The organism is Stenotrophomonas sp. KH_052 (assembly GCF_057838755.1).
Genome location: NZ_CM174475.1, coordinates 3,802,008 through 3,818,419, shown reverse-complemented (window position 1 = coordinate 3,818,419; position 16,412 = coordinate 3,802,008). Strand labels below are relative to the sequence as shown.

The 16,412-nt window shown below is 66.9% G+C and carries 13 protein-coding genes; 8 read left to right on the top strand and 5 right to left on the bottom strand.

Annotated elements, in window-relative coordinates; all coding sequences use genetic code 11:
* The first annotated feature begins 279 nt into the window (after nucleotides 1-279).
* The 7 genes from AC3ITW_RS17535 to AC3ITW_RS17505 all read left to right on the top strand — a co-directional run bounded on the left by AC3ITW_RS17535 (nucleotide 280) and on the right by AC3ITW_RS17505 (nucleotide 10,302).
* On the top strand, nucleotides 280-1,386 hold the full coding sequence (locus AC3ITW_RS17535; protein ID WP_065723834.1) for an efflux RND transporter periplasmic adaptor subunit: 1,107 nt from the start codon (nucleotides 280-282) through the stop codon (nucleotides 1,384-1,386).
* Nucleotides 1,383-4,508, top strand: a complete 3,126-nt coding sequence (locus AC3ITW_RS17530) for an efflux RND transporter permease subunit (RefSeq protein ID WP_489389789.1) — start codon at nucleotides 1,383-1,385, stop codon at nucleotides 4,506-4,508. The genes AC3ITW_RS17535 and AC3ITW_RS17530 overlap by 4 nt, the downstream gene beginning before the upstream one ends.
* Nucleotides 4,501-5,085 carry a GNAT family N-acetyltransferase gene (locus AC3ITW_RS17525; RefSeq protein ID WP_012511952.1) on the top strand — a complete coding sequence of 195 codons (585 nt, stop codon included), beginning with the start codon at nucleotides 4,501-4,503 and terminating at the stop codon, nucleotides 5,083-5,085. The genes AC3ITW_RS17530 and AC3ITW_RS17525 overlap by 8 nt, the downstream gene beginning before the upstream one ends.
* A 178-nt stretch (nucleotides 5,086-5,263) precedes the next feature.
* Complete coding sequence (locus AC3ITW_RS17520) at nucleotides 5,264-6,781, top strand: alanine/glycine:cation symporter family protein (RefSeq protein WP_012511951.1); 1,518 nt, start codon at nucleotides 5,264-5,266, stop codon at nucleotides 6,779-6,781.
* Complete coding sequence (locus AC3ITW_RS17515) at nucleotides 6,774-7,610, top strand: TrmH family RNA methyltransferase (protein WP_489389788.1); 837 nt, start codon at nucleotides 6,774-6,776, stop codon at nucleotides 7,608-7,610. Before AC3ITW_RS17520 ends, AC3ITW_RS17515 begins: the two co-directional genes overlap by 8 nt.
* Nucleotides 7,611-7,847: 237 nt before the next feature.
* Entirely contained in the window at nucleotides 7,848-8,840 is a 993-nt protein-coding gene (locus AC3ITW_RS17510; protein ID WP_012511950.1) for a hypothetical protein, read from the top strand.
* A gap of 10 nt (nucleotides 8,841-8,850) precedes the next feature.
* Complete coding sequence (locus tag AC3ITW_RS17505) at nucleotides 8,851-10,302, top strand: alanine/glycine:cation symporter family protein (protein ID WP_006388325.1); 1,452 nt, start codon at nucleotides 8,851-8,853, stop codon at nucleotides 10,300-10,302.
* Nucleotides 10,303-10,446: 144 nt separating this feature from the next.
* On the opposite strand, the gene AC3ITW_RS17500 is transcribed toward AC3ITW_RS17505, so the two are convergent.
* From AC3ITW_RS17500 to AC3ITW_RS17485, 4 genes are all read right to left on the bottom strand, one after another.
* The gene (locus AC3ITW_RS17500) at nucleotides 10,447-11,868 is read right to left on the bottom strand and encodes a M28 family peptidase (protein ID WP_006388317.1); all 1,422 of its coding nucleotides are present in this window, start codon (nucleotides 11,866-11,868) and stop codon (nucleotides 10,447-10,449) included.
* A 224-nt stretch (nucleotides 11,869-12,092) separates the two neighbouring features.
* Nucleotides 12,093-12,497 carry a large-conductance mechanosensitive channel protein MscL gene (gene mscL, locus AC3ITW_RS17495; protein WP_006387613.1) on the bottom strand — a complete coding sequence of 135 codons (405 nt, stop codon included), beginning with the start codon at nucleotides 12,495-12,497 and terminating at the stop codon, nucleotides 12,093-12,095.
* A gap of 55 nt (nucleotides 12,498-12,552) precedes the next feature.
* A complete protein-coding gene (locus tag AC3ITW_RS17490; protein ID WP_006387611.1) occupies nucleotides 12,553-13,269 on the bottom strand; it encodes a fumarylacetoacetate hydrolase family protein in 717 nt (238 codons plus the stop codon).
* Nucleotides 13,270-13,344: 75 nt separating this feature from the next.
* Nucleotides 13,345-13,626 carry a hypothetical protein gene (locus tag AC3ITW_RS17485; RefSeq protein ID WP_046985468.1) on the bottom strand — a complete coding sequence of 94 codons (282 nt, stop codon included), beginning with the start codon at nucleotides 13,624-13,626 and terminating at the stop codon, nucleotides 13,345-13,347.
* Nucleotides 13,627-13,804: 178 nt separating this feature from the next.
* Between AC3ITW_RS17485 and AC3ITW_RS17480 the strand changes: the two genes are divergently transcribed.
* Complete coding sequence (locus AC3ITW_RS17480; RefSeq protein ID WP_012511947.1) at nucleotides 13,805-14,140, top strand: Rieske (2Fe-2S) protein; 336 nt, start codon at nucleotides 13,805-13,807, stop codon at nucleotides 14,138-14,140.
* Nucleotides 14,141-14,548: 408 nt separating this feature from the next.
* Here the strand turns inward: AC3ITW_RS17480 and AC3ITW_RS17475 are convergent, their stop codons facing one another.
* Nucleotides 14,549-16,396 (bottom strand): SLC13 family permease, encoded by a 1,848-nt coding sequence (locus AC3ITW_RS17475; protein ID WP_006387463.1) that lies wholly within the window; start codon nucleotides 16,394-16,396, stop codon nucleotides 14,549-14,551.
* Nucleotides 16,397-16,412: the final 16 nt, after the last annotated feature.

Sequence of the window (16,412 nt, the reverse complement as noted above, 5' to 3'; positions counted from 1 at the left end):
TACCGTCATGCGCCGGGCAAAAAAACGGGGCCGGATCCCCGCCAGGATCCGTCCCCGCCCGACGCCCTCAGTCGGGCAGCTTCGACTCTACGATGGCAACGTCGGCAATGGGTCGCTGGATACACCCCGACACATGCCGACACTGCCAGCGTCAGCCTTGCACGGAACCGGTTGAAGGCGCTATCGCGGTGCCGGTTCCACGCCGGTAAACGCTTGGCACATATCGCTTATGCAGGCCCTTGCCTACACTCGGCGGCCGTGGATCAATCAGGACCGTTCATGTTGGCTCGTATCGCTTCGACCCTGGCCTTCGGCCTCAGCCTGGCCGTGCTGGCCGGGTGCGCAGGCAAACAGGAGGCTGCCGCAGGTCGGCAGGGCGAAGCAGTGCCGGTCACCGCGCAGGTCGTGCAGCCCACGCAGTGGAGCGACACCCTGCAGGCGCTGGGCACGGCCAAAGCGCGCGAATCGATCAGTGTCACCGCCAAGGTCAGCGAAATCGTCGAGAAGGTGCACTTCGAGAGCGGCCAGCATATCGCCGCCGGTGCGCCGATCGTGACCTTGCGCGGGCAGGCCCAGGAGGCCGCGCTGGTGCAGGCGCAGGCCACCTTCCACGAGGCCGACCAGCTGTACAAGCGCCAGCGCGAGCTGGCCACGCAGCGGCTGGTGTCCAGTGCCACGCTGGATACGCAGAAGTCGATCCGCGATGCCGCCGAAGCGCGCGTGGCACAGATGCAGTCGGACATCGGTGACCGTCGTGTGCGTGCGCCGTTTGCCGGCGTGCTCGGCATCCGCCAGGTCAGCCCGGGCACGCTGCTGACGCCGACCACGGTGATCGCCACGCTCGACGACATCGAGCACATGCACATCGATTTCCAGGTGCCGGAAGTGGAACTGGCCGCGCTCGGCGTCGGCGACAAGGTCAGTGCGTCCAGCGTGGCCTGGCCAGGCCGCACCTTCGAAGGCGTGGTCAGCACCATCGATGCGCGCATCGATCCGGCGACCCGTGCAGTGACCGTGCGCGCCGACTTCGCCAACAGCGACCACGCACTGCGTCCGGGCATGCTGCTGGACGTGCGCCTGTTCCATCCCGAACGGCCGGCGCTGGTGGTGCCGGAAATCGCGGTGGTGCAGGTCGGCCGCGATACCTTCGTGTACCGCATCAAGAGCGACGACAGTGTCGAGCGCGTGGACGTGGTCACCGGCGCGCGTCGTGCCGGCGTGGTCGAGATCAGGCAGGGCCTGGAAGCGGGCCAGCGCATCGTGGTCGATGGCACCGGCAAGCTGCGCCCGGGCCTGAAGGTAGCCGCCAAGGACGCGGCACCGGCCACGGGTGCCAAACCGGCTGATGCACCGGTGCCGGTCGCGGCCGAGGGCCACGGCGGATGAAGCTGTCCGACACCTCCATCCAGCGGCCGGTGTTCGCCGTGGTGATGAGCCTGCTGCTGCTGGTGCTGGGCGTGATGTCCTTCACCCGCCTGACCCTGCGCGAACTGCCAGCCATCGATCCGCCCATCGTCTCGGTGTCGGTCGACTACACCGGTGCCTCGGCGGCGGTCATCGAAAGCCGCATCACCCAGGTGCTGGAAGACGCACTGGCCGGCATCGAAGGCATCGATACGATCAACGCGCGCAGCACCAACGGCCGCTCTCAGGTCAGCATCGAATTCACCTCCAACCGCGATATCGAGGCCGCGGCCAACGACGTGCGTGATGCGGTCAGCCGCGTTGCCGACCGCATGCCGGAAGAAGCACGTCCGCCGGAAATCGCCAAGGTCGAAAGCGATGCCGACCCGATCATCTGGTTCAACATGGTCTCCTCGACCATGGACACGCTGGAGCTGAGCGACTACGCCGACCGCTATGTGGTCGATCGTTTCTCCAGCCTCGATGGCGTGGCCCAGGTCCGCATCGGTGGCCGCCAGCGCTATGCGATGCGCATCTGGTTGGACCGCGATCAGCTGGCGGCGCGCGGGCTGACCACCGGCGATGTGGAAACCGCGCTGCGCAACGAGAACGTGGAGCTGCCGGCCGGTCGCATCGAATCGACCGACCGCGATTTCACCCTGCGCGTGGAGCGCAACTACATCAAGCCCGAAGACTTCGCGACCATCCCGCTGGGCAAGGGCCGCGACGGCTACGTGGTGCGCATGGGCGACGTGGCGAAGATCGAGCTGGCTTCGGCCGAGCGTCGCGCCTACTACCGCAGCAACGGTGAACCGGGCATCGGCCTGGGCATCGTCAAGACCTCCACCGCCAACTCGCTGGACGTGGCACGCACCGCGCGCGCTGAAGCCGAGCGGGTCGCGCTGACGCTGCCCAAGGGCACGCAGATTTTCGTTGCCTTCGACAACACCACCTTCATCGAAGCCGCAGTGGACCGCGTCTACGCCACGCTGGTGGAGGCGATGATCCTGGTGCTGGCAGTGATCTGGCTGTTCCTCGGCAGCTTCCGCGCTGCACTGATCCCGGCAGTAACGGTGCCGGTGTGCCTGGTCGCCGCGTTCATCGCGCTGTATGCGTTCGACTTCTCGATCAACCTGCTGACCCTGCTTGCCCTGGTGTTGTGCATCGGCCTGGTGGTGGACGACGCGATCGTGGTGGTGGAGAACGTGCAGCGCCGCATCGACCTGGGTGAACCGCCGCTGGTGGCGTCCAAACGCGGTACCGCGCAGGTGGCGTTTGCGGTGATCGCGACCACGGCCGTGCTGGTGGCGGTGTTCCTGCCGGTGGGTTTCCTGGAGGGCAACACGGGACGGCTGTTCCGCGAACTGGCAGTGGCGCTGGCCGCAGCAGTGGCGTTGTCCGCGTTCGTGGCGCTGACGCTGACGCCGATGATGGCCTCCAAGCTGCTCAAGCCGCATACCGGGCAGGCGCCGCGTGGCCTGCATGGCTTCATCAACCGCAACCTGGAGCGCCTGGCCGGTGCCTATGGGCGGGTGCTCGACCACCATGTCGATCGCACCTGGATCTACCTGCTGGTGATGGTGGCCGCGCTGGCCGCCAGCTGGGGCCTGCTCAAGTTGCTGCCGTCGGAGCTGGCACCGGCCGAAGACCGTGGCTCGTTCCAGATCATGATCGACGGCCCGGAAGGCGCCGGCTACGACTACACCGTGCAGCAGGTGCAGCAGGTGGAAGCGATGCTGGCCCCGCATGTGGGCGCCGACAAACCGATCGTGCGCGCCAACCCGCGCGTGCCGGGCGGCTGGGGCGCCAGCGAGGAAATGCATACCGGCCGCGTCAGCGTGTTCCTGCAGCCGTGGCGCCAGCGCAGCGAAGGCACGCCGGAAGTGGCCAATGAGCTGCAGAAGGAACTGGACACCATCCGCGGCGTGCGCGTACGCACGCAGGTGGGCGGTGGCCTGGTGCGCAGTGGCGGCCAGCCGTTCCAGATCGTGCTGGGCGGCCCGGAATACGCCGAGATCGCGCAGTGGCGCGACCGCATCCTGCTGCGCATGGCCGACAACCCCGGCCTGGTCGGCCCGGACTCGGACTACAAGGAAACCCGGCCGCAGATGCGGGTCAACATCGACCGCCAGCGTGCGGCCGATCTGGGCGTGCCGGTCACCGCGATCGGTTCGGCGCTGGAAACGATGATGGGCTCGCGCCGCGTCACCACCTTCGTCGACAACGGCGAGGAGTACGACGTGCTGGTCCAGGCCGGTCGCGATGGCCGCGCCAGCCCGGCCGACCTCGCCGCGATCCGTGTGCGCGCCACCTCCGGCGAGCTGGTGCCGCTGTCCAACCTGGTCACGCTCAGCGAAGTGGCCGAGGCCGGCACCCTGAACCGCTTCAACCGCCTGCGCTCGATCACCATCAATGCTGGCCTTGCGCCGGGCTATCCGCTGGGCGAGGCGATTGCCTGGGCGCAGCAGGTCACGCGCGAAGAGCTGCCGCAGTACGCGCAGGTGAACTGGAAGGGCGAATCGCGCGAATACCAGAGTGCCGGCGGCGCGGTGCTGCTGACCTTCGCCATGGCGCTGCTGGTGGTGTACCTGGTGCTGGCCGCACAGTTCGAGAGCTTCATCCACCCGCTCACCATCATGCTGACCGTGCCGCTGGGCGTGCTCGGTGCGCTGGTCGGCCTGTGGGTCAGCGGTGGCACGGTGAACCTGTTCAGCCAGATTGGTATCGTCATGCTGGTCGGCCTGGCGGCGAAGAACGGCATCCTGATTGTCGAATTCGCCAACCAGCTGCGCGACGACGGGAGAACCGTGCGCGAGGCGATCATCGAATCGGCGATGGTGCGCCTGCGCCCGATCCTGATGACCTCGATCGCCACCGTGGTCGGTGCGGTCCCGCTGGTGGTGGCCGGTGGCCCCGGTTCGGCCAGCCGTGGCACCATCGGCATCGTGATCATCTTCGGCGTGACCCTCTCGACCTTCCTGTCGCTGTTCGTGGTGCCGGCGTTCTACGCGCGGCTGGCGCCGTACACGCGCTCGCCGGAAGCGGTGAAGCGCGAGCTGGAGAAGCAGGAGGCGGAGTCGCCGTCGGTGGGTGGGCATGCCTGACCTGACCGCCAGCGGGGTCGGATCCCTTTCCCAAGAGGAAAGGGCTCTGACCCCACACCTGCAGGGCGACGGCTTCCTCCTGCGTCCCTGGCGCAATGAAGACCTCGAATCGCTGCTGCGCCATGCCAACGACGCCGAGGTATCGCGGGGCCTGCGCGATCGTTTCCCGTACCCGTACACGCGCGAGGATGGCGAGGCCTTCCTGGCTGGCCGCGTGCTGGCGCCGGGCACGCTCAACCTGGCCATCGAGATCGACGGCCAGGCCTGCGGCAGCGTCGGGGCCCAGCAGGGCCATGCCGAGCGCGGGCACATGGCGGAGCTGGGCTACTGGCTGGGCCACGCGTACTGGGGCCAGGGCCTGATGACCCGCGTGGTCGGACTGTTCGCACCGTGGGTGATGGACGAACTACGCCTGTTCAGGCTGCAGGCCGGGGTGGTCGACTTCAACCTCGGCTCGGCCCGTGTGCTGGAAAAGAACGGCTTCCAGGAAGAGGGCGTGGACCGCTGCGCGGTCTACAAGCGCGGCGTGCTGCACGACCTGCGCCGCTTCGCCCGGGTGCGCACGCAGCTGCCCTGAAAGGCCGCCGGGCATGGCCCGGCGCTACCGTGGGGGCCACGGTCATTGCCGGTAGCGCCGGGCCATGCCCGGCGGATTCCTTCTGCCGCTACCGCAGCGGCCTTCGATCAGGGAGAATCGACCGGTCCCTTCCAGCCGACGGGACGTCCTCACAACCCGCCGACTGGAGAGAGCGCGCGTGGAAGCTACCGTACATTTCATCAACAGCATCATCTGGAGCAAGGCGCTGATCTTCATGTGCCTGGCCGCCGGCCTGTTCTTCAGCCTGCGCACCCGCTTCATGCAGATCCGCGGCTTCGTCGAGATGTGCCGCCTTACCGTCAAAGGTGAGAAGTCCGACGCCGGCGTGTCTTCCTTCCAGGCGCTGGCCATGTCGATGGCCGGGCGCATGGGCATCGGCAACATCGCCGGCGTGGCCACGGCCATCGCCTTCGGCGGCCCCGGTGCCATCTTCTGGATGTGGGTGATGGGCTTCCTCGGTGCGTCCACCTCGTACGTGGAATGCACCCTGGCGCAGATCTACAAGACCAAGGACGCCGAAGGCCGCTACCGCGGTGGCCCGGCCTACTACATTGAAAAAGCGATGGGCCTGAAGTGGTATGCCATGGCCTTCGCCATCGCCACGATCATCGCCGCCGGTTTCCTGATGCCGGGCGTGCAGGCCAATGCCATCGCCGACAGCGTCATCAACGCCTGCCGTGGCACCGCGCTGTGCGGCCCGCTTGATGGTCAGGTCTTTGGCATGGAATCGGCGCAGGCGTTGAAGCTGGGTATCGGACTGGTGGTGGGCCTGCTGCTGGGCGTGGTGATCTTCGGCGGCGTCAAGCGCATCGCCAACTTCGCCGAAGTGGTGGTGCCGTTCATGGCGGCGGCGTTCATCCTGACCGCCATCGTCATCATGATCATCAACTACGACCGCGTGCCGGAAATGTTCGGCATCATCTTCAAGAGCGCTTTCGGTACCCATGCGGCATTCGGCGCGATGATGGGCCTGGCGGTGGAGTGGGGCATCAAGCGCGGCATCTACGCCAACGAGGCCGGCCAGGGCTCGGGCCCGCACGCGGCCGCCGCATCCGAGGTCTCGCACCCGGCCAAGCAGGGCTACGTGCAGGCGTTCGCCATCTACTTCGACACCATGATGGTGTGCACCGCCACCGCCTTCCTGATCCTGGCCAGCGGCACCTACAACGTGTACTCGCCGGTGCCGGGTGCCGCGCCGATCTTCCAGGGCCTGGCCGGTATTCCGGAAGGCGCGGGCTATGCGCAGGCCGGTGTTGAAGCCGTGCTGCCGGGCTGGGGCTCGGCGTTCGTGTCGATCGCGATCTTCTTCTTCGCCTTCACCACGATCATGGCCTATTACTACATGGCCGAAACCAACCTGACCTACGTCAACCACAACAAGAAGCGCCCGCTGACCGTGCTGTGCCTGCGCCTGGGCATCATCGCCATGGTGGTGTTCGGCGCGTTCCATAATGCGACCCTGGCCTGGGCGCTGGGTGACATCGGCGTGGGCCTGATGGCCTGGCTGAACATCATCGCCATCCTCATCATCCAGAAGCCGGCCATGCTGGCCCTGCGCGATTACGAGCGGCAGAAGAAGCTGGGCCTGGATCCGATTTTCGACCCCGATGCCCTGGGCATCAAGAACGCCGATTTCTGGCGTCAACGCAAGCTGGAGTTGTCCCGTAGTGAATGATCCCTGGAAGAATGCCCGCCGTCCGTCGTCGCGACCGCCGCGGGCCACCCCGCTGCCGCCGCGTGAGGGCGGCACCCCGCCACCGCCGGGGCGTGGCAACGACGAACTGCGCCTGTACGGCTGGAACGCCGTGCAGGCCCTGTTCGACAAGCGCCCGCAGGCACTGCGCAAGCTGTACCTGGTGGAATCGCTGATTCCGCGCATGCAGCCGGTGCTGAAGTGGTGCGTGGCCAACCGCGTCGGCTACCGCGTGGTGGAGGAGGGCGACCTCAACAAGCTGGCTGCCACCACCCATCACGAAGGCCTGGTGGCCGACGTGCTGCGTGCGCCCGTCGTACCGCTGGCGCAGTGGCTGGAGGATCTGGGCGAAGGCCCGGCGCTGGCGTTGTGGCTGGACGGTGTCGGCAATCCCCACAACTTCGGCGCAATCCTGCGCTCGGCCGCGCACTTCGGTGTCAAGGCGCTGCTGCTGCCGGCCGGCAGCACGCTGGCGCTGTCTGGTGCCGCTGCGCGCGTGGCCGAAGGTGGCGCCGAATCGGTACCGCTGGTGCAGTTGCCGGACAACGCACAGGCCATGGCACAGCTGCGAGCGGCCGGTTTCGGGCTGGCCGCGACACTGGTCGAGGGCGGTGAGGACGTGTTCCGCGCATCGCTGCCGGCACGACTGGCCTACGTGATGGGTGCCGAAGGCGAAGGCATGGACCGCAGCCTTGCCAGCGAATGCGACCTGCAGGTCTCGATTCCCGGCAGCGGCGCGGTGGAGAGCCTGAACGTGGCCTCGGCCACGGCCGTGTTGCTGGCGCAGTGGGCGAGCCGCCGCCACGGCTGATCCTGTCGTGCTGATGCTGTGTTGATCTCCTGACCCGGCCCTCGCGGCCGGGTTTTCTTTTGCGCGGCGCAAGGCCGCAAACGATGCACGCGCAGCAAACTGGGTCATCTGCGTCAGCTTACGTTGCTTCAAACACGCTTGATGGGTACGCAAGCGATTTTAGTATTTGTCTCATTGCTGGGCCGTTTCCCGCGCCGCACGGTGGAGTTCCTTCCAACGTCGTACAGGAGTGGTTCCATGCATCGAATCCAACGCCGCACACGTCACACTTGCCTGGTGCTGGCACTCGCTGCGCTTGCCGCACCATCGCTACAGGCCGCGGAACGCAGTCTCGATGGCGTCAATTTCACCGGACCGCTGATCACTCCCAATCCCGCCGGCCTGCCGCAGGGCAACTGGTACATCGAGCCCTATCTGGTGCGGGTCGACAGCCGCGACCACTACGACAACAACGGTGATCGTCGCCGCAGTGCCGAGCACAGTGGCGCCTGGGCCACGGTGGTGCCGATCATCTATGGCTTCAGTGACCGGGTGATGGGCCAGGTCAATCTCAGCGCCTCGCGCTCCGAATCCGGCAGTGCGCGCAGCAGCGGCTTCCGCGCCGGTGACACCACCGCACGCCTGCAGTACCTGCTGCAGGCGCCGAATGCCGATGGCACCCGTCCGGCCATCTCGGTCGCGCTGGTGCAGCGTTTCAGCACCGGCAGCCACGATCGCATCACCGGCAATCCGCTGGATGCACAGGGCGACGGCGTACAGCGCACCACCGCGGCGCTGGGCGTGCAGCAGGTGGTGTGGCTGGGCAATGACCGCCCCGTGCGCTGGCGCGCCCAGCTCAGCGCCGGGCCGGCACCGTCGCGCACCGCCATTTCCGGCACCAGCGTGTACGGCACCGATGACAGCTTCCAGGGGCACATTTCGCGCGGCTCGGTACTGGGCCTGTCGGTAGGCGCCGAGTACAGCTTCAATTCGCGCTGGGTGGGCGTGATGGAAATGGCCGCCAGCCGCGAGACCGGCCAGCGCCTGAGCGGCTTCGCACGCAACGGCAGTGGTGCGATCGAACGGATTGAAGAGCACCGTCCGGCCAGCCGCAACGTCAGCCTGGCGCCGGCAGTGGAGTATCACTTCAGCCCGTCGCTGGGCCTGATCGCCGGCGTCGAATTCACCGTGGCCGGGCGCAACACCGGCCGCATCATCAGCCCCCAGGTCGCCCTGGGCATGTTCTTCTGAGGGGCAGGTGATGAACATCGAATCCATCGTCAACACCATCCTCGGCATCGTCTGGAGCCCGTACCTGGTGGTGCTGTGCCTGCTCGCCGGCCTGTACTTCAGCGTGCGTACCCGCTTCATCCAGTTGCGCGCGCTGCCGGAGATGCTGCGCCTGATGTTCCGGCACGAGCGCTCCGAAGCCGGTGTGTCACCGTTCCAGGCCCTGTCGCTGTCGTTGTCCAGCCGCGTCGGCGTCGGCAACATCGCCGGCGTCGCCATGGCCATCGCCTTTGGTGGCCCGGGCGCGATCTTCTGGATGTGGATCGTCGCCTTCCTCGGCGCCTCCAGCGCCTTCATCGAATCCACGCTGGCACAGATCTACAAGGACCGCGATGCCAAGGGCCAGTACCGCGGTGGCCCCGCGTACTACATCGAAAAAGGCCTGGGCCAGCGCTGGTATGCAGTGCTGTTTGCGCTGGTCACCGTGCTGGCCGGTGCGATGCTGGCCGGTACCCAGTCCAATGCGATCACCAGCGCGGTGAACGAAGCCTGGGACGTGCCGGTGATGACCACCACGGCGGTGCTGCTGGTGGTGCTGGGGGCGATCCTGATCGGCGGCGTGCGCCGCATCGCACGGGTGGCCGAATGGGTGGTGCCGTTGATGGCGGTGGCGTATCTGCTGGTGGCCGCGCTGGTGATGGTGCTCAATGCAGAGAAAGTGCCGGAGGTGATCATGCTGGTGCTGCGCAGCGCATTCGGTGTGGATGCAGCGTTCGGTGCAATGATCGGCACCGCCATCCAGTGGGGCGTGCGCCGTGGTGTGCTGTCCAACGAGGCCGGCATGGGCAGCGGTGCGCATCCAGCCGCCGCCGCCGAGGTCTCGCATCCGGTCAAGCAGGGCCTGGTGCAGTCATTCTCGGTCTACATCGACACGATGGTGGTGTGCAGTGCTACCGCGTTCCTGATCCTGTCCACGGGCCTGTACAACGTCTACGACCCGGCAGTGAACGGCATTCCGGATGAGGCGCGCCTGCTGCTGGGCAATCTGCCTGGCGTCGAGGCCGGGCCGCGCTTCGTGCAGCACGCGGTGGAGTCCGCGCTGCCTGGCTTCGGCCGTTCGTTCGTGGCGCTGGCGATCCTGCCGTTCGCGTTCACCACCATTCTGGCGCTGTACTACATGGCCGAGACCAATATCAGCTACCTGTGCCGTGATCGTCCCGCGCCGTGGGTGATGGGCGGGTTCCAGCTGCTGTTCCTGGCCGCGACCGGCTACTCGGCGGTGAACAGTGCGACGATCGCGTGGTCGCTGGGCGACATCGGCGTCGGCCTGATGAGCTGGTTGAACATCATCGCCATCCTGCTGCTGCAGAAGCCGGCGCTGGCGGCGCTGCGCGACTACGAACAGCATCGCCAGGCGGGCAAGGATCCGCTGTTCAATCCGAAGCTGCTGGGTGTGCGCAACACCAGCGTGTGGGAGGGCTGACAGGATCGGGTCAGATCCCTCGCCACGGCGAGGGCTCTGACCCACACCATCGCCCGGTGGGTGCGCCATTACCCGGTGGGTGCGAACCTTGGTTCGCACCGATCTTCCCGCTGCGCTCGCCAGGCATGGCCCGGCGCTGGCGCATCATTCGTTCGGCGGCGTGGTCGCCTTGGCTTCGCTGCCGAAACTGCCATCGGCTTCCGCGGCCAGATACGCGAACACGGTGTACGCGGCCACGTTCTGCGCCAGCGCCTTCGGGTCGATCTTGTCCAGCGTGTCGTCGGCGGTGTGGTGCAGGTGGAAGTAGTCCGAGCCGTCCTGCGCCAGCCATGCCCACGCGCCGCCCTTGGCGGCCAACGGGCCGACGTCCGGGCCCGGACCACCCTTGTCGGCCTGGTACTCGATGCCCAGCGGCTTCATCACTTCGGCAATCTGTTTCGTCGCTTCGCGCGAGCCTTCCGGGTTCGGCGAACCGGTGTTGAAGGCGTAGATGCGGCCGGCACCGAAGTCGCTCTCGGCGGCCAGCTGGTGCAGGGCCACATCCTTGGCATGCGCCTCGGCGTAAGCCTTGCCGCCATACAGGCCCTGTTCTTCGTTGGCGAAGGCGATCACGCGGATGGTGCGCTTCGGCGCCTGCTTGAGCTGGCCGATCAGATGGCCAGCGGCCATGGTGATGCCCACGCCGGCACCGTCATCCACTGCGCCGGTGCCCAGGTCCCAGGAATCCAGGTGACCACCGATCACCACCACTTCCTTGGGCAGGCTGCGGCCAGTGATCTCGCCGATCACGTTGTACGAGGTGGCGGTGCCGTCCCAACCGCAGTCCAGCGCGACCTTCACCGTTGTCGCGCCGCGGGCCAGCAGGCGGGCCAGCTGATCGGCGTCGGGCACCGACAGTGCTGCAGACGGCACCGGGGTCAGGCCGTCGTCGAAGCGGGTGATGCCGGTGTGCGGCACGCGGTGCGAGTCAGTACCGGCCGAGCGCATCAGGAAACCGACCGCGCCCTTGCGGATTGCTTCGGAAGGGCCCTTGCTGCGGATCGCGCCGCCACGGCCGTAGTCGCGGCCATCGCGGAACGGCAGCATCTGGTAATCAACGAACGCGATCTTGCCCTTCAGCGAACCGGCCGGTGCGGCCTGCAGTGCGGCCAGGTCGGCGAAGCGGACCACTTCGGCTTCAACGGTGCCGCCCGGGCTGCCGCCCAGCGCCGTGATCTGCAGCGGCTGCGGGTTCTTGCCGGTCACCGCGGCGTGTTCACTGCGGCGCTCCCACTTCGGGAACGTCACCGGTTCCTTCCAGACCTTGTCGAAGCCGAGCGACTTGAACTTGGCTTCGGCCCAGGCCACGGCGCGGGCGTCGGCTTCGCTGCCGGCGATGCGCGGGCCGATTTCGGTGGTGAGCGATTCAACCACCTTCCAGCCGGTGTCGTCAGCCAGCGCCTGGTCGCGCAGCTGCGCAGCGGTGGACAGCGACGCCGGGGGCAGGGTGGTGGTGTGCGGCGCCGCGAAGGCCGGGGCGGCCAGCAGGGCGAGGGAGGATGCGATGGCAAGGACGCGGCGACGCATGGACAGCTCCGGGAAGGGACCAAGCCTTGGAGCTTAACAGTCGTTCAGCCCGGCGCATGGGCGGGAGGTCATGGCTGCCGCGAACGCTGTTTTCCGCCACGTCCGGCAAAGCGAAAGCCCCGCCGGGGCGGGGCTTTCACAGGCTTCTGCGGTAGCGCCGGGCCATGCCCGGCGAGCGCAGCGGCAAGATGGCGTCCCGCCGGGCATGGCCCGGCGCTACCACCTTATTTCTTCAGGCTGTCGCGGATCTCGCGCAGCAGCACCACTTCCTCGGCCGGGGCGGCCGGGGCGGCTTCCTGCTTGCGCGACAGGCGGTTGATCACCTTGATCACCAGGAAGATGGCGAAGGCTACGATCACGAACTGGATCAGCGTATTGATGAAGTCGCCGTAGCCGATCACCACGGCCGGGATTTCCTTGCCGTCGGCACCGATGCTGGCCGGTGACAACGTCCACGCCAACTGCGAGAAATCCACCTTGCCGATCAGCATGCCCAGCGGCGGCATGATGATCTTCTCGACCAGCGCGGTCACGATCTTGCCGAAGGCCGCGCCGATCACCACGCCGACGGCGAGGTCGATGACGTTGCCGCGCATCGCGAATTCCTTGAACTCGGTGAGCATTCCCATTGTTGTTTTTCTCCGGTGGGGGAAGTGGACAGCGCGCAGGGTAGCGCAGGTGATGTCAGCCGGCGATCACGCCGTGGCGCTCGGCCACGTTTTCCAATCGGGCACTGAAGCGGTCGCCGGGCTTCAGCGCGGCCACCCCGGACGGGGTACCCATGAACACCAGGTCGCCGGCACGCAGCTGCCACAGCTTGGACAGCTCATGCAGGATCTCCGGCACGTTCCAGATCATCTGGTCGAGCAGGGCCTGCTGGCGCACCTCGCCATTGACCTCCAGCGACAGGTTGAGCGCTGCCAGGTCGCCCACTTCAGCGGCATGCACGATCTCGCTGATCGGCGCCGAGGCATCGAAGCCCTTGGCCGCATCCCACGGATGGCCCTTGTCCTTGGCGGCGGCCTGCAGGTCGCGACGGGTCAGATCCAGTCCCACCGCATAGCCGTAGACCAGCGCGTCGGCATCGGCCACGGCCAGTTCGCCGGCTGGCGCATCACGGCCGATCGCCACCACCAGCTCCACTTCGTGGTGCAGGTTGGCGGTTGCCGGGGGATAGGGGATGGCATCGTCGTGTCCGACCACGATCGCATCGGCCGGCTTGCTGAAGAACATCGGACGGCCGCGGTCGTCGGCCGCCGGCACCGCTGCGCCCATTTCGCGGGCATGGTCGGCGAAATTGCGGCCGACGCAGTAGATACGGTGCACGGGGAAGCTGCCACCACCCACCACCGGCACACGCGGCAGGGCTACGGCAGGGATCACATCGGAGACATCGGACATGCGGGCATCCAGGAAGGGCGTGCCCGCAGTCTAGAACGCATGGCGCCCGCCGTCAGCGGGCGCGTAGGGCGTGGATCAACGCGAGGCCGGCAGCACCGGCTTGCGCACCACGCGGAACTCGCCCTCGACCACGTTCGGGTCGAGCGGACGGGCAGTGCCCGGCTTGCGCGAAGCCAGCAGCTTCCAAGCCAGGCCGACCAGGATCATCGCCGCACCGACGAACACGCCGATGAACACCATCGCGGCCAGGATCGCCAGGCCGAGCAGGCCCACGGCAACGCGCACCAGCGGGTGACGCGGCTTGCGCGGCGCGAACAGGGTGCGGAACTGGTTGAAGGCGGATGCGCGATTGAACATGGCGGCTCGATAGGCTGGGATCAGCGAAACCAGAGTATCGGGAGGTGCCACTGTCATTGAGTGAAAAACTCGTTAAATATAGCCTGTGCTTATTACGAATCAATGACTTGTGTTCATGTTGCAGCCAGTCACCTGAGTGGGCGTGCGACAATGCGCGTTTACTGTCCGAGCCTTCGCCATGACTGCCGCTGCTGCCCTGATCGCCCTTGATGCCATTGCCGATGGCGCGTTTGCCGAGGTCGAGGCGGTGGTCGATGGCGATGCCGAGTCGCTGGTGTTGTACCGCGACGGTGCGCAGGTGCGGGCATTCCTGAACATCTGCCCGCATGCCGGCCGCCGCTTGGACTGGGCGCCGGGCCAGTTCCTGAAGAGCCGCGAAGGCCACTTGGTGTGCGCCGCCCACGGCGCCTCGTTCGCGCTGGACAGCGGCGACTGCATCGCCGGTCCCTGCAAGGGCGACCGCCTGCGTGCGGTGCCGGTGGACGTGCGCGACGGGCAGGTTTATCTGGCCTGAGTCCAGGCCAGAGGTCGGATCCGTTTTCCGCAGGAAAGCGGCTCTGACCCCATCAGGCCAGAAGCAGTCGAGCATGGCTCGACTCTACAAAGGCATCCACGAGCATCCACGCATGGCGTGGATCTACTGTGTCGACCAAGGTCGACACCTACCAAAGCGGTGCACGACGCCAGCGGTGCACGACGCCGTTCCGACAGATCGCAGAAATCTGTCGAAGGCGGGGTGGGTCCGGTTGCGGGGGCGTGAGCCGCATGGATGCGGCGACCGAGCTTACAGGGACGTACTTGCAGCGTCCCCCGCAACCGGACCCACCCCGCCATCCCACGGATAGCCCGCTGTTGCTGTTGCTTCGGCCGTTGCCGTTGCCTCTGCAGGTGCAGGGCGCAGCCCTGCCAACAAACCCCAACCTCAGAACATCAGGTTGATCATCAGCACCACCACGCAGGTGTAGATCAGCGACAACGGTCCGCCGACCCGCCACATCTCGCGTGGGGTGTAGTTGGCCGGGCCGGTGATCATCGAAATCACCGGGTTCGACGCCGTCATCAGATTGTTGGACGCCGACAGCGCCACGATCAGCGCGAACGCCGTCGGATTGCCGCCCGCCGCCAGTGCCAGGTTCACCGCAATGGGCACCATCACGATGGTCGCGCCTACATGGCTGATCACCAGCGAGAACGCCGTGGTCAGCAGTGCCAACGCCACTTCCAGCACCCATACCGGGATGCCAGTGGGCAGCTTGTCGATGGTATGGCCGGCCACCCACGCCGCCGCGCCACTGGAATCCATCGCCCAGCCGAGCGGGATCAGCCCGGCCATCATGAACACCGTTTTCCAGTTGATCGAGGCGTAGGCCTCGTCCATGCGCAGCACGCCGGTCAGCAGCATGCCGGCTACGCCGGTCATCAGGGTCAGTGCCACCGGCAGCTTGCTGGTCAGCGCGATCAGGATGGTCAAGGCGAAGATCGCCATCGCGATCTTGAACTTGTGCGGTCGCTGCTCGCCTGTCGGGTAGTCGGTCACCACCACGAAGTCGCGGCTCCTGGCCGCCTGTGCCAGGTCGGTCCAGATGCTGTGGAAGACCAGCATGTCGCCGGCGCGCAGCTGCACGTCGCGCACGTCCTCGCGGATCACCTGCTTGTCGCGGTTGATCGCCAGCAGGCTGATGCCGCGCTCCTTGCGCAGGCGCAGGTCGGCCGCGCTCTTGCCGATCACGTTCGAGGTTGGCGGCACCACCGCCTCGGAAATACCGGCGCGGCTCGGGTTGAACAGGTCGCCGAGATGCTTCAGCCGCGAAGACATGCGCAGGAACTGGTTCTGCGCGAAGTCGTTGATCTGCTCGCGCGGGCCCATCGCGCCGAGCACGCTGCCCACCCAGATGCGCATTTCCGCCGGCGGCGCCAGGCGGGTGTCGTTGCCGGTTTTCAGCGCCAGCAGCAGCGGTGCATCGTGCAGGTTCTCGGCCTCGCCCAGGGTCATGCCGACCAGCGGGCTTTCGGCACTGACCACCAGCTCGAACACATCGCCTTCGATGCCGTAGGTCTTGGCGAAGTAGCTTTCGGTGCGCGCCGGAGTGACCCCGTCGTTGACCAGGCTTTCCTCTTCCACCAGCTTGCGGTCGCCGTAGTAGCGGAAGTACAGCAGCGAAGCGATCAGCAGCGCCACGCCGATCGGCAGCGGCGCGAACATGCGCAGTGGTTCGATGGTGGCCAGGCCCGAGGGCAGGTTGTTGTTGGCCGAGGCCAGCAGATCGTTCAGCAGGATCAGTGGCGAGTTGCCGACCATGGTCAGCGCGCCACCCATCACGATCGCCGCCGAAATCGGCAGCAGCAGCCGCTGCATGGTCAGGCCCGTGCGCGCCGCCAGCCGCGAGGCCACCGGCAGGTACAGCGCCATCACGGACGGGTTCTGCATGAAGGACGAGTTCAGGCCGGCGATGGCCGTGGTCATCATCAGCAGCCGTTGCTCGACGCCATGGCCACGGCGCAGCAGCCAGGCGGCCAGCCGGTTCAGCGCCCCGGTGCGGTCCAAGCCGGCGCCGAGGATGGTGGTGGCGATGATGCTCATCACCGCGTTACCGGAGAAACCGCCGAAGATCTCCTCTGGCGCGATCAGGCCGGTCACGCCCAGTACCACCAGCACCACCAGCGCAACCACGTCGGCGCGGATGCGCTCGAACAGGAACATCGCCATCGTGAAGCCGACCAGCCCGAGCACGAGCTTCATGTCAGTGGTCAGCGTCAGCGCGGTATCCATGTGGGGCGCAGCGTCC

Excerpts from the sequence above, each read along its gene's own strand:
- AC3ITW_RS17490 (WP_006387611.1), bottom strand. The coding sequence starts at position 13,269 with ATGTCCGATGTCTCCGATGTGATCCCTGCCGTAGCCCTGCCGCGTGTG.
- AC3ITW_RS17510 (WP_012511950.1), top strand. The coding sequence starts at position 7,848 with ATGCATCGAATCCAACGCCGCACACGTCACACTTGCCTGGTGCTGGCA.
- AC3ITW_RS17530 (WP_489389789.1), top strand. The coding sequence starts at position 1,383 with ATGAAGCTGTCCGACACCTCCATCCAGCGGCCGGTGTTCGCCGTGGTG.
- AC3ITW_RS17525 (WP_012511952.1), top strand. The coding sequence starts at position 4,501 with ATGCCTGACCTGACCGCCAGCGGGGTCGGATCCCTTTCCCAAGAGGAA.
- AC3ITW_RS17505 (WP_006388325.1), top strand. The coding sequence starts at position 8,851 with ATGAACATCGAATCCATCGTCAACACCATCCTCGGCATCGTCTGGAGC.
- AC3ITW_RS17485 (WP_046985468.1), bottom strand. The coding sequence starts at position 13,626 with ATGTTCAATCGCGCATCCGCCTTCAACCAGTTCCGCACCCTGTTCGCG.
- AC3ITW_RS17480 (WP_012511947.1), top strand. The coding sequence starts at position 13,805 with ATGACTGCCGCTGCTGCCCTGATCGCCCTTGATGCCATTGCCGATGGC.
- AC3ITW_RS17475 (WP_006387463.1), bottom strand. The coding sequence starts at position 16,396 with ATGGATACCGCGCTGACGCTGACCACTGACATGAAGCTCGTGCTCGGG.
- mscL (WP_006387613.1), bottom strand. The coding sequence starts at position 12,497 with ATGGGAATGCTCACCGAGTTCAAGGAATTCGCGATGCGCGGCAACGTC.
- AC3ITW_RS17535 (WP_065723834.1), top strand. The coding sequence starts at position 280 with ATGTTGGCTCGTATCGCTTCGACCCTGGCCTTCGGCCTCAGCCTGGCC.
- AC3ITW_RS17500 (WP_006388317.1), bottom strand. The coding sequence starts at position 11,868 with ATGCGTCGCCGCGTCCTTGCCATCGCATCCTCCCTCGCCCTGCTGGCC.